Origin of the sequence: Rhizobium sp. NRK18 (assembly GCF_024385575.1) — a bacterium.
Taxonomy (GTDB): domain Bacteria; phylum Pseudomonadota; class Alphaproteobacteria; order Rhizobiales; family Rhizobiaceae; genus JANFMV01.
Genome location: NZ_JANFMV010000001.1, coordinates 1,247,133 through 1,260,099, shown reverse-complemented (window position 1 = coordinate 1,260,099; position 12,967 = coordinate 1,247,133). Strand labels below are relative to the sequence as shown.

Below are 12,967 nucleotides of genomic sequence, written 5' to 3'. Positions count from 1 at the left end.
GGCTGGAGGAAGGCGGCGAGCAGGAATCTGCTTCCGGTCTCCACGGCTAGATTGCCACCGTGGCGAGATCAAGGAAAATGCCGACCTAGCTGAAACTTATTGCGTTTTACCGGCCTAGCGACACCCAAACGCATCACGTGCGGGAAAACCGGGCTGGACGTTTGCCGTCATTTGCAAGACATTGCGCCGACGAGAAGGAATATCCATCGGGGAGACATCATGGCCAGAAGGACGGGCGCATCGGGGCGGCTGGACGACGCCGCAAGGGCGGGCTGGCTCTATTACGTCGCCGGTCGCACCCAGGACGAGATCGCCTCGATCATGGGCATTTCCCGGCAATCCGCCCAGCGCCTCGTCTCCCTCGCCGTTTCCGAACGGTTGGTGAAGATGCGGCTCGACCATCCGATCGCCGACTGTCTGGAACGCGCCGCCGCGTTGAAGGAAAAGTTCGACCTCAGGCATTGCGAGATCGTGCCGAGCGATCCGGGCTCCGCCTCCACGATCACCGGCATCGCCGAAGCCGCGGCCGCGGAGATCGAACGCTGGCTGCGACGCGAAACGCCGGTCATCATGGCCGTCGGCACCGGCCGAACGCTCAAAGCGGCAGTTGACCAGTTGCCGCCGATGGAATGCCCCGACCACCGCATCGTCTCGATCACCGGCAATGTCGGGCCCGACGGATCTGCGGCCTACTACAACGTCATCTTTTCGATGGCCGATGCGATCAAGGGACGGCATTTCCCCATGCCCCTGCCCGTCCATGTCAATTCGCGCGAGGAACGCGACCTGCTGCACGACCAGGCGCTCATCCAGACCACCATGGCGCTCGGCGCCAAGGCCGACGTCTGTTTCCTCGGGATCGGTGAAATGGGCCCCGAAGCCCCGCTCTGCGTCGATGGCTTCCTGAAACGCGAGGAAATCGGCGAACTTGAGGAAGCCGGGGCCGCCGGCGAGATTTGCGGCTGGATTTTCGACCAGAACGGCGCCCTCCTCGACCATCCGATCAACGACCGCGTCGCCAGTCTTCCGATCCCCTCGCGAGAGACCGCGACCGTCATCGGCGTCGCCAAGGGCAAGCGCAAGAATGCCGCGATTCGAGCCGCACTGCTCGGCCGCCAGATCAACGGCATCATCACCGACGAAGACACCGCTGATTTTCTGCTCAAGCGTTGAGCAAATATTTTTCACAATGAAATCATTTACCTAGACGGTCTTTTCGGCAGCGCAGCACATTTGCCCGATTGACTCTTTGTCGCATTTAATGAGTAATTGCCCACGAGCAAAGCGAATGCTCATTTCTCTTCTGGGAGGAAGACATGACATTGAAGACCATTTTGCTGGGCTGCTGCTCAGCAATTGCGTTTGCCAGCATGGCATCCGCAGAAACCCTCACCATCGCGACCGTCAACAACGGCGACATGATCCGGATGCAGAAGCTGACGGACGACTTCAAGAAGGACAATCCGGACATCGACCTCGAATGGGTCACGCTGGAAGAAAACGTTCTTCGCCAGAAGGTCACCACCGACGTCGCCACCAAGGGCGGCCAGTACGACATCATGACGATCGGCACCTATGAAGTTCCGATCTGGGCCAAGCAGGGCTGGCTTCTGCCGCTCAACAACCTTGGCGCCGACTATGATGTCGACGACCTGCTTCCCGCCATTCGTTCGGGCCTGACCGTTGACGACAAGCTCTATGCTGCACCGTTCTACGGCGAAAGCTCCATGGTCATGTACCGCAAGGACCTGATGGAAAAGGCCGGGCTCACCATGCCCGACGCCCCGACCTGGGACTTCATTGCCGACGCGGCTCGCAAGATGACCGACAAGGCCAATGAAGTGTACGGCATCTGCCTTCGCGGCAAGGCCGGCTGGGGTGAAAACATGGCGTTCCTGACGGCCATGTCCAATTCCTTCGGCGCCCGCTGGTTCGACGAAAACTGGAAGCCCCAGTTCGACCAGCCGGAATGGAAGGACACGCTCGACTTCTACGTCAAGCTGATGAACGACGCCGGACCGCCCGGCGCATCCTCGAACGGCTTCAACGAGAACCTCGCCCTCTTCCAGACCGGCAAGTGCGGCATGTGGATCGACGCGACCGTTGCCGCTTCCTTCGTCACCAACCCGAAGGACTCGACGGTTGCCGACAAGGTCGGTTTTGCGCTCGCTCCGGACAAGGGCCTCGGCAAGCGCGGCAACTGGCTCTGGGCCTGGTCGCTCGGCATTCCCGCCGGCACCAAGAAGGCTGAAGCCGCCGAAAAGTTCGTCGCCTGGGCAACCTCCAAGCACTACACCGAACTGGTCGCGGAAAAGGAAGGCTGGGCGAACGTACCCCCGGGTACCCGCAAGTCTCTCTATGACAACCCGAAGTACCAGGAAGCCGCTCCGTTCGCGAAGATGACCCTCGAGTCGATCAACGCGGCCGATCCGGCCCATCCGACGGTCAAGCCGGTCCCCTATACGGGCGTCCAGTTCGTGGCGATCCCGGAATTCCAGGGCATCGGTACCGCAGTCGGCCAGCAGTTCTCGGCGGCTCTCGCCGGCCAGGTCAGTGTTGACCAGGCCCTGCAGAGCGCCCAGCAGCTTACCGAGCGCGAAATGACCAAGGCAGGCTACATCAAGTAGGATCCTCCACAGTGCTAGCCACCGGGTAAGCTTGAACCCGGTGGCCACTTGGGCCGCCGATCACGCGGATAGCGCTCTGCGGCCCTTTTTCTTTTCTCTTCGAAAATCAAGGTCGGTCGAAAGGGCAACTGCCATGGCGACGCTACAGACACGGTCAGCCGCACGGCTGATGATGGCACCCTCCGTTCTCCTGCTGCTGGCATGGATGATCGTGCCGCTGGCAATGACGATCTACTTCTCCTTCCTGCGCTACAATCTGTTGATGCCGGGGACGGAGGAATGGATCGGCTTTCTGAACTATCAGTACTTTCTGACCGATCCGGCCTTCTTCGCCGCTCTCACCAACACGCTTCTGCTGGTCGTCGGCGTTCTTCTGATCACCATTCTCGGCGGCATCGGCTTCGCGCTTCTGCTCGACCAGCCGGTGTTCGGCCAGGGCATCGTGCGCATCCTGGTGATCGCGCCGTTCTTCGTCATGCCGACGGTCTCGGCGCTGGTCTGGAAGAACATGTTCATGAACCCGGTCAACGGGCTCTTCGCCTGGGTCGCCAAGCTGTTCGGCATGCAGCCGATCGACTGGCTCGCCAGCGCACCGCTGACCTCGATCATCATCATCGTTGCCTGGCAGTGGCTGCCCTTCTCGACCCTCATCCTGCTGACCGCCCTGCAGTCGCTGGACGAGGAGCAGAAGGAAGCCTCCGAGATGGACGGCGCCGGCCCGATCTCGCGCTTCATCTACATCGTGCTGCCGCACATGTCGCGCGCCATCACCGTGGTCATCCTTATCCAGACCATCTTCCTGCTTTCGGTCTTCGCCGAAATCCTCGTCACCACCAATGGCGGCCCGGGCTACCAGAGCACCAACATCACCTATCTCGTCTACGCTCAGGCCCTTCTGCAGTTCGACATTGGCGGAGCTTCCGCAGGCGGCATCGTCGCCGTCATCCTCGCCAACATCGTTGCCATCTTCCTGATGCGCATGATCGGCAAGAACCTGGAGAGCTGAGACAATGGCACGCCAAGTCACACTGCAGCGCAAGCTGGTCATGACCGTGATCGTCTGGGCTCTCGGTCTCCTGATCTTCTTCCCGATCCTCTGGACGATCCTGACCAGCTTCAAGACCGAAGCCGAAGCGATCGCCTCGCCGCCGTCCTTCCTCTTCTTCCACTGGACGACGGAAAACTATGCCGAAGTGCAGAGCCGCTCGAACTACTTCCTGCACTTCTTCAACTCGGTCACCATTTCCGTGGGCTCGACGCTGCTCGGTCTGCTGATCGCCATTCCGTCCGCATGGGCGATGGCCTTCTCGCCGACCAAGCGGACCAAGGACGTGCTGATGTGGATGCTGTCGACCAAGATGATGCCGCCCGTCGGCGCGCTCATCCCGATCTACCTGATCTTCCGCAACTCGGGTCTCCTCGACACGCGGATCGGCCTGGTCGTCGTGCTCACCCTCATCAACCTGCCGATCATCGTCTGGATGCTCTACACCTACTTCAAGGAAATCCCGGGCGAGATCCTCGAGGCGGCCCGCATGGACGGCGCATCGCTCGCCAAGGAAATCGTCTACGTCCTGACGCCGATGGCCGTGCCGGGCATCGCCTCCACGCTGCTCCTCAACATCATCCTGGCGTGGAACGAAGCCTTCTGGACCCTGAACCTGACGGCCTCCAAGGCCGCCCCGCTCACCGCCTTCATCGCCTCCTATTCGAGCCCCGAAGGCCTCTTCTACGCCAAGCTTTCCGCCGCCTCCACGATGGCGATCGCACCGATCCTCATCCTTGGCTGGTTCTCGCAGAAACAACTCGTTCGCGGCCTGACCTTTGGCGCGGTGAAATAAGGAACGACGACTATGGGCAGCATTTCACTCAAGCAGGTTTCGAAGGTCTTCGGCGAACTGAAGGTCATCCCTTCGATCGATCTCGAAATCAATGACGGCGAGTTCGTCGTCTTCGTCGGCCCGTCGGGCTGCGGCAAGTCCACGCTTCTGCGGCTGATCGCCGGACTGGAAGACGTGTCCGGCGGCAAGATCATCATCGACGGACAGGACGCCACCGCCAAGGGTCCCGCCCAGCGCGGTCTCGCAATGGTGTTCCAGTCCTATGCGCTCTATCCGCATATGAGCGTCTACAAGAACATCGCCTTCCCGCTGAAGATGGCGGACATGGATAAGGCGGAAATCGACCGCAAGGTGCGCGACGCGGCGAAGGTTCTGAACCTCACCGACTATCTGGAGCGCCGGCCCGGCCAGCTCTCCGGCGGCCAGCGCCAGCGCGTCGCCATCGGCCGCGCCATCGTCCGCGAGCCGGCGGCCTTCCTCTTCGACGAACCGCTGTCGAACCTCGATGCGGCGCTGCGCGTCAACATGCGCCTGGAAATTTCCGAGCTGCACCAGACGCTCGGCACCACCATGGTCTACGTCACCCATGACCAGGTCGAGGCGATGACCATGGCCGACAAGATCGTCGTCCTCAACAAGGGCAACATCGAGCAGGTCGGCTCGCCGCTCGACCTGTACCGCAGCCCGAAGAACCTCTTCGTCGCCGGCTTCATCGGCTCGCCGAAGATGAACTTCGTGACCGGCGACTATGCCAAGGCCAAGGGCGCCCATACGATCGGCACCCGGCCGGAACACATCACGCTGTCGACCGAGAGTGGCGAATGGCGCGGCAAGGTGACGGTGTCCGAACACCTCGGCTCCGACACGTTCCTGCACGTCCAGGTCGACGGCATCGGCCTCATCACCGTCCGTGCCGACGGCGAGTTTCCGGTCAAGCATGGCGACACGGTGTTCATGACGCCGGACGCAAACCGCATCCATCGCTTCGACGACAAGGGACAGGCGATATGAGCGGACGGCTTGAAGGAAAATCGGCGCTGATCACCGGATCGGCGCGCGGCATCGGCCGCGCCTTCGCGGAAGCCTATGTGCGGGAAGGCGCGACCGTCGCCATCGCCGACATCAACCTCGAACGGGCAAGGCAGACGGCGACCGAGATCGGCCCGAATGCCTATGCCGTCGAAATGGACGTGACCTCGCAGGCCTCCATCGACGCGGCGATCGCCGCGGTCGAGGAAAAGACCGGCGGCATCGACATCCTGATCAACAACGCGGCCCTTTTCGATCTCGCCCCGATCGTCGAGATCACCCGCAAGAGCTATGACACGCTGTTCTCGATCAACGTCGCCGGCGCACTCTTCACCATGCAGGCGGCGGCGAAATCGATGATCAGGCGCGGCAAGGGCGGCAAGATCATCAACATGGCGAGCCAGGCCGGCCGGCGCGGCGAAGCGCTGGTTGCGGTCTACTGCGCCACCAAGGCGGCCGTCATTTCACTCACCCAGTCGGCCGGGCTCGACCTGATCAAGCACGGCATCAACGTCAACGCGATCGCCCCCGGTGTCGTCGACGGCGAGCACTGGGATGGTGTCGACGCCCTGTTTGCCAAATACGAAAACCGGCCGCTTGGCGAAAAGAAGCGGCTCGTCGGCGCCGAAGTGCCGTTCGGCCGCATGGGCCGGGCGGAAGACCTCACCGGCATGGCCATTTTCCTCGCCTCCAAGGAGGCGGACTACATCGTCGCCCAGACCTACAACGTCGACGGCGGCAACTGGATGAGCTGAATTCCGTGGCAAGCACGGACAGACAGCGACAGCCGCAGCAAGGATGCGCGAACATGACGACCAAACTCTCCCTCTCGTCGCTGGACGAGATCGCCTCGAAAGCAGCCGTTCCCGCCTACAAGCGCGAAGACTTGAGCGCCGGCATCCTGCATTTCGGCGTCGGCAACTTCCACCGCGCGCATCAGGCGATCTATCTCGATGACCTATTCAATTCGGGTCGTGATCACGACTGGGCGATCATCGGCGCCGGCGTCATGCCGTCGGACCAGCGCATGAAGGAAAAGCTCGCCGCACAGGATTACCTGACGACCGTCGTCGAGCAGGACATCAATGTCACCGCCGCCCGCGTGACTGGACCGATGATCGACATCATGACCGCGCCGGATCTCGGCAAGATCATCGACAAGCTCGCCGACCCGGCAATCCGCATCGTCTCCATGACCATCACCGAGGGCGGCTATTTTATCGATCCGGCCTCCGGCAAGTTCAACCCGGATCATCCGGCAATCGCCGCGGACGGTCGCAACCCCGACGACCCGAAAACCGTGTTCGGCATGATCGTCGCCGGTCTGAAGAAGCGCCGCGCCGCCGGCATCGCCCCCTTCACGGTCATGTCGTGCGACAACATTCCCGGCAACGGCGAAGTGACGGAAGCCGCCGTCCACGGACTTGCGAAACTCTCCGACCCGGATTTCGCCCACTGGATCCACGAGAACGTCGCCTTCCCGAATTCCATGGTCGACCGCATCACGCCGGCGACCGGCGATCGCGAAATTTCCTATCTGCGCGACACGTTCGGCATCGAGGATGGCTGGCCGGTCTTCTGCGAGGAATTCAAGCAATGGGTGCTCGAAGACAAGTTCCCGGCCGGACGCCCTGCCCTGGAGACCGTCGGCGTGACCTTTGTCGATGACGTCGCTCCCTATGAGCTGATGAAGATCCGCATCCTCAACGGCGGCCATGCGGCGATCGCCTATCCGGGCGCGCTCCTCGACATCCATTTCGTCCATGAGGCGATGGAAGAGCCATTGATCCGCCAGTTCCTGGAAAAACTCGAGAAGGAAGAGATCATCCCGATCGTGCCGCCGGTTCCGGATACCGATCTCAACGCCTATTACGACCTGATCGATCGCCGCTTCTCCAATCCGAAGATTGGCGACACCATTCCGCGGCTGGCCCAGGACGGTTCCAACCGCCAGCCGAAGTTCATCCTGCCGTCGACCGCCGACCGGCTGCGTCAGGGACTGGACGTCACGGGCCTCGCCCTCGTCTCGGCGCTCTGGTGCCGCTATTTCGCAGGCACGAGCGACAGCGGCAAGGAAATCGTCTTCAACGACGAAAGCGCCGATCGGCTGCACAAGGCGGCGGTTGCCGCAAAAAGCGATCCGATGGCGTTCCTGGCACTCGACGACATCTTCGGCGATGTCGGCCGCTCGGATGTCTTCCGCAAGCGTTTCGCCAATGCGCTCAATCACCTGTGGAAGAATGGCACGCGCAAGACGCTGGAGGACTATATCGCCGGCCGGCTCCACGCCGGCGATTGACGCCGCCTGTGCTCAACGGTTAGCTCCACGGCCATGGAAAGCGGCGAACTCATCATCTTCGATTGCGACGGCGTGCTAGTCGACAGCGAACCGATCTCCGTCGACGTGCTGGTCGACGCGATCCGCAAGGCGGGCGGGACGATCAGCAAGGAAGAGGCCTTCGACCTCTTCCTCGGCCGCAGCCTGTCGAGTGTCGTCGAAACGCTCAAGACCCAGTTCGAGATCGTTGCGGGTTCCGCCTTTCTCGATCGTATGCGGGTCGCCCTCTACGAGCGGTTTCGCGAGGAACTGGAGCCGGTGGAAGGGATCAAGGCGACGCTGGCGGCACTCGATGCCCCCCACTGCGTCGCCTCCTCGAGCCAGCCGGAGCGCATCCGCCTGTCGCTGACGGTGACCGGCCTCATCGATTTCTTCGAGCCGAACATCTTTTCCGCCAGCATGGTCAAGAACGGCAAGCCGGCGCCCGATCTCTTCTTCTACGCCGCCGAGAAAATGAACGTCGAGCCCAGGGACTGCATCGTGATCGAAGACAGTCCGGCCGGCATCAAGGCCGCCAAGGCCGCCGGCATGAAGGTCTTCGCCTTCGTCGGCGCCACCCACGGCCAACGCCAATCCTATCGACAGCAGATTGAACAGCTCGCGCCCGACGTCACATTTGACCGAATGGACGATTTGATACACCTTCTCTCGAAAAAATAAGGGAGAGGAACAATCGGGATGAGGGACATACTGCTCGCAGTCGATGTGGGAACCGGCAGCGCCCGCGCCGGGGTCTTCGACAAAGGCGGCGAGCTCATGTCGCGCGCGGTCAATCCGATCCTCATCCACCGCCCACGCGAGAACCATGCCGAACACGATTCGGAAGATATCTGGGCCGCCGTCTGCCAGAGCGTCCGCCAGGCGCTGGCCGCGGCCGCCATCGCTCCCGGCCGCGTCGCCGCCATCGGCTTCGACGCGACCTGCTCTCTTGTCGTTCGGGATCGACAGGGCGATCAGCTGAGTGTTTCGACAAGCGGCGGCAACGCCTATGACACCCTCGTCTGGCTCGATCACCGCGCCCTTGCCGAGGCCGATTTCCTGACCGGCAGCGAACATCCCATCCTCGAATATGTCGGCCACTTCATGTCTCCGGAAATGGAGATGCCGAAGCTCATGTGGCTGAAGAAGAACCTGCCCGACACCTGGGAGAGGATGGGCTACGCCTTCGACCTCGCCGACTTCCTCACCTGGAAGGCGACCGGCTCGACGCAAAGGTCGCGCTGCACGCTGACGGCCAAATGGAACTATGTCGCCCATGAAAAGCCGTCATGGAAGGCGGACTTCCTGAACATGATCGGCTTGGGCGACCTGCTGGTCAGGGCCGGCCTGCCCGAAGAGACCGTGCCGGCCGGCGGCGTGATCGGCCACTTGAGCGACCGGGCGGCCGAAGATCTCGGCCTCGACACCGGCTGCATGGTCGCGGCCGGACTGATCGACGCCTATGCCGGGGCGCTGGGCGTGCTGGGCGCCTACGCCGATCCGGGCACCGATCTGGACAGCCATGTCGCCATGATCGCCGGAACCTCCAGCTGCATCGTCGCCTTTTCCAATGAGAAGCGGCCGAGCCGCGGGCTCTGGGGCCCATATTACGAAGCCGTGTTTCCCGGCTATTGGCTCGTGGACGCCGGCCAATCGGCAACCGGCGCGCTGCTCGATCATGTGATCGCCATGCATGCGGCGGGCGGCGAGCCCAACAGCAACCGCCATCAGAGCATCATCCGCCGCATCGGGGAGCTGCAGCAAATGGAGGGCGGTGATATCGCCCCTCGCCTGCATGTCCTGCCCGACTTCCACGGCAATCGCTCGCCGCTTGCCGATCCGCATGCCGTCGGCGTGATCTCGGGGCTGACGCTCGACACCTCGTTCGACGGCCTGTGCCGGCTTTACTGGCGCACCTGCGTTTCGATCGCCTTCGGCATCCGCCACGTCCTGGAAACGATGAACGGTTACGGCTACCGGCCCGGCACGCTGCACATCACCGGCGGCCATGTCCGCAATCCGTTGCTCATGCAGCTTTATGCCGACGTCACGGGCTGCGATGTCGTCGTGGCCGAGACCGGCGACGCGGTGCTGCTGGGAACGGCGATGTCGGCCGCCGTCGGTGGCGGCCTTTACCCGGACCTCGCCTCCGCTGGCAGGGCGATGGACGCGGGCGGCAGGACGATACGGCCAGACGCTATCCGCCGCGAAGCCTATGACCGCGATTTCCGGAAATATCTTGCCATGATCCGACATCGCGCCGAACTCGACGCGATCGTCTGAAGGATCGGATCAGCCGTTATAGCCGAACATCCGCGGCAGCCACAGGACGATGTCCGGGAACAGGATCATCAGGATCAGCGCGATGACGAGCGCCGCCAGGAAGCTCCAGATCTCGCGGATGATGTCGCGCAGCGGAATGCCTGTCGTCGCGTTGATGACGAAGAGCAGGATGCCATAGGGCGGCGTGATCAGGCCGATCATGCAGTTGACGACCGCCACGACGCCGAAATGCACGAGGTCGATGCCGAGTTCGCGGCAGGCGGGGATGAACAGCGGAATGATGACGAGGATGATCGTCGAGGCATCCAGCAGGCAGCCGAGCACCAGCAGAAGGGCATTGACGGCAAACAGGAAAAAGAGCGGCGAGATCTCGATGGCCGACAGCAGACCGGCGACCTTGCCGGGAACGTTTTCCGAAGCGACGATATAGTTGAAGATCAGCGCGCCACCGATGACCAGGCCGACGGATGCCGACGACTTGGCGCTGTACGACATGATCTCGTACATCGACTTCCAGCTGAGCGCCCGGTAGAAGACGGCGGCGAGAATGAAGGCATAGGCAGCGGCAACGGCAGCCGCTTCGGTCGGCGTCGTCACGCCACCATAGATGCCGTAAAGCAGGATCACCGGCATCAGCAGCGCCGGGAAGGCGTTGACCGTCAGCTTCGGCATCTTCTTCAGCGGCACCGGCTCTTCCAGCGCAAAATCGCGCTTGCGGGCGATGTAGCTGTTCATGATCATCAGCACGAGGCCCATCAGCAGCCCCGGAAGGATGCCGCCGAGGAACAGGTAGCCGATGGAGGTATCGGAAACGAGAGCGTACATCACCATCGGGATCGACGGCGGAATGATCGGGCCGATGGTCGCCGAGGCTGCCGTGATCGCCGACGCATAGCCCGGCGAATAGCGGCCGTTGCGGGTCATCATCTCGATGATGATCTTGCCGATGCCGGCCGCGTCTGCGACCGCCGAGCCGGACATGCCGGAAAAGATCAGGCTGGCGACGATGTTCACGTGGCCGAGACCGCCGCGGAAACGTCCGACGGCCGCGACACAGAAATTCAACAACCGGTCACTGATCGTGCCGGCATTCATGATGTTGGCGGCGACGATGAACAGCGGCACGGCAAGCAGGATGAAGCTGTCGTAAAGGCCCTGGATGATCTGCTCGGCGGCCAGCGACAGATCCTGCCCGTTGACGGCAAGATAGGCGATCGCGGCGACGATCATCGAGAGGGCGATCGGAGTGCCGAGTGCCGCAAGGAAGAACAGCACCACGAGACAGGCGAAGAATGCAGTGCTCATGCGGCGGTGTCCTTGTCGCCCTCATCCAGCGTCTTGCCGCGCACCAGGGCAAATGCCCTCAATGCATAACGGGCGATGACGGCGACAGCGAAGATCGCGTAGATGCTGAACACATAGTCCAGCCGGATCCTCAGCGTGCCGCTCTTCTTGATCTTGTAGAACGTGATGTAATCCCAGGTCGCCGGCATAGCGGCAACGAAGCCGACGATGATCGCCACCGCCGAGACCAGCGCAAACATGCGCCGCATGCGGGCGCTGCCGGCATGATAGAGAATGTCGAACTTCACATGGTCGCTGTCGTCGAGGCAGAAGGCGGCTCCCCAGAAGACGCCCCAGAGCCAGAGCGTCAGGCAGAGCTCAACCGTCCAGCCGATCGGATAATTGAGGACATAGCGCGCGACAATCTGCAAAATGAACGTCAGGAACATGACGGTGAGCATAGCCACCGCCACGTTGTCCGCTCTTGCCTTCAGCCATTTTATTGTCGCGCGCACCCGTCCCCTACCTTTTCAAATCAGAGGGCGTTGATCTTGTCGACCATGCCTTCCGGCCAGTCCTTGGCGAACTCGGAGTCGAGGTAAGCCTTCTGGACGTGCGTGCGGAATGCCTCGATATCCGGCGTGTAGACCTGCAGGCCCTGATCCTTGAAGAACTGCTCGAGTTCGGCTTCAAGGGCCAGCTGCTTCTGGCGACCGGATTCAGCCGCATCGTCAGCAGCCTTCTGCACGGCAGCCTGCTGCTCGGCGGAAAGACCATCCCAGACCTTCTTGGAGAAGGCGATATAGTTGAGGTCGACGAGGTGGCTGGTCAGCACGATCTGCTTGGTCACTTCGTAGAACTTGGAATCGCGGTCGGTCGGAAGCGGATTATCCTGGCCATCGATCGCGCCCGTCTGCAGCGCCGTGTAGACTTCGGTGAAGGCCATCGGCACCGGATTGGCGCCAAGCGCCTTGCCGAGGAACTGCCAGGCATCCGTGCCCGGCATGCGAAGCTTGACGCCGGACAGGTCGTCAGGCGTCATGACTTTGCTGTCGGTGCGCAGGTTGAGCTGGCGGCGGCCGAGATACATGACCGTCAGCAGCTTCACGCCGAGTTCGTCTTCGACCTTCTTCTTCAGCGGCTCCATGAAATCGGCAGCGAACACCTTCTTCTGGTGCTCGGCGTCCTTGTGCAGGTAGCCGGCGGTGAAGATCGAGAATTCCGGGAAGATCGTTGCGAGTTCCTGAGCCGAGGTGATCGACATTTCCAAGTTGCCGCGGGCGATCGCTTCCAGTTCGGTGCCCTGCTTGAAGAGCGTCGCATTGTAATGCGGCTCGTATTCGGCGAATTCGGCGACGGCCGGGCCGAAGACCGATTCCAGGGCAACGCTGCGCTGGTCGGACGGGCTGGCCGGCGTCGACATGCGAAGCTTGATCTTGTCGGCGGCGAATACGCTGCTGCCGAACGGCACGATCGCGACGAGCGACGTGGCGGCCAGAGCGGCAAGCGCAGTACGACGGGTAATGAGTTTAGTCACAGGTCATCCTCCTCTGTTTCCCGCTCTCCCCGCGGGCCTTGAACACGTC

At 62.1% G+C, this 12,967-nt stretch carries 12 protein-coding genes; 9 read left to right on the top strand and 3 right to left on the bottom strand.

Annotated elements, in window-relative coordinates; all coding sequences use genetic code 11:
• Positions 1-219: 219 nt before the first annotated feature.
• From NN662_RS05720 to NN662_RS05680, 9 genes are all read left to right on the top strand, one after another.
• On the top strand, positions 220-1,173 hold the full coding sequence (locus NN662_RS05720; protein ID WP_261929341.1) for a sugar-binding transcriptional regulator: 954 nt from the start codon (positions 220-222) through the stop codon (positions 1,171-1,173).
• A 143-nt stretch (positions 1,174-1,316) separates the two neighbouring features.
• Positions 1,317-2,627: an ABC transporter substrate-binding protein gene (locus NN662_RS05715; protein ID WP_261929340.1), complete on the top strand. Its 1,311-nt coding sequence runs from the start codon at positions 1,317-1,319 to the stop codon at positions 2,625-2,627.
• A gap of 133 nt (positions 2,628-2,760) precedes the next feature.
• On the top strand, positions 2,761-3,633 hold the full coding sequence (locus NN662_RS05710) for a carbohydrate ABC transporter permease (protein ID WP_261929339.1): 873 nt from the start codon (positions 2,761-2,763) through the stop codon (positions 3,631-3,633).
• A 4-nt stretch (positions 3,634-3,637) separates the two neighbouring features.
• Positions 3,638-4,468, top strand: a complete 831-nt coding sequence (locus tag NN662_RS05705) for a carbohydrate ABC transporter permease (protein ID WP_261929338.1) — start codon at positions 3,638-3,640, stop codon at positions 4,466-4,468.
• Between the two features lie 12 nt (positions 4,469-4,480).
• Positions 4,481-5,479, top strand: coding sequence for an ABC transporter ATP-binding protein (locus NN662_RS05700; RefSeq protein ID WP_261929337.1), 999 nt, complete (start codon positions 4,481-4,483; stop codon positions 5,477-5,479).
• The gene (locus tag NN662_RS05695; RefSeq protein WP_261929336.1) at positions 5,476-6,252 is read left to right on the top strand and encodes an L-iditol 2-dehydrogenase; all 777 of its coding nucleotides are present in this window, start codon (positions 5,476-5,478) and stop codon (positions 6,250-6,252) included. The genes NN662_RS05700 and NN662_RS05695 overlap by 4 nt, the downstream gene beginning before the upstream one ends.
• A gap of 53 nt (positions 6,253-6,305) precedes the next feature.
• Positions 6,306-7,796: a mannitol dehydrogenase family protein gene (locus tag NN662_RS05690; protein WP_261929335.1), complete on the top strand. Its 1,491-nt coding sequence runs from the start codon at positions 6,306-6,308 to the stop codon at positions 7,794-7,796.
• A 33-nt stretch (positions 7,797-7,829) separates the two neighbouring features.
• On the top strand, positions 7,830-8,495 hold the full coding sequence (locus NN662_RS05685) for an HAD family hydrolase (RefSeq protein WP_261929334.1): 666 nt from the start codon (positions 7,830-7,832) through the stop codon (positions 8,493-8,495).
• Positions 8,496-8,513: 18 nt separating this feature from the next.
• The gene (locus NN662_RS05680; protein WP_261929333.1) at positions 8,514-10,097 is read left to right on the top strand and encodes an FGGY-family carbohydrate kinase; all 1,584 of its coding nucleotides are present in this window, start codon (positions 8,514-8,516) and stop codon (positions 10,095-10,097) included.
• Positions 10,098-10,106: 9 nt separating this feature from the next.
• Here NN662_RS05680 and NN662_RS05675 read toward each other — a convergent pair whose 3' ends face one another.
• From NN662_RS05675 to NN662_RS05665, 3 genes are all read right to left on the bottom strand, one after another.
• Positions 10,107-11,402 (bottom strand): TRAP transporter large permease, encoded by a 1,296-nt coding sequence (locus tag NN662_RS05675; RefSeq protein ID WP_261929332.1) that lies wholly within the window; start codon positions 11,400-11,402, stop codon positions 10,107-10,109.
• A complete protein-coding gene (locus tag NN662_RS05670) occupies positions 11,399-11,842 on the bottom strand; it encodes a TRAP transporter small permease (RefSeq protein WP_261931870.1) in 444 nt (147 codons plus the stop codon). Before NN662_RS05670 ends, NN662_RS05675 begins: the two co-directional genes overlap by 4 nt.
• Before the next feature lie 74 nt (positions 11,843-11,916).
• Positions 11,917-12,918, bottom strand: coding sequence for a sialic acid TRAP transporter substrate-binding protein SiaP (locus tag NN662_RS05665; protein ID WP_261929331.1), 1,002 nt, complete (start codon positions 12,916-12,918; stop codon positions 11,917-11,919).
• Positions 12,919-12,967 lie beyond the last annotated feature (49 nt).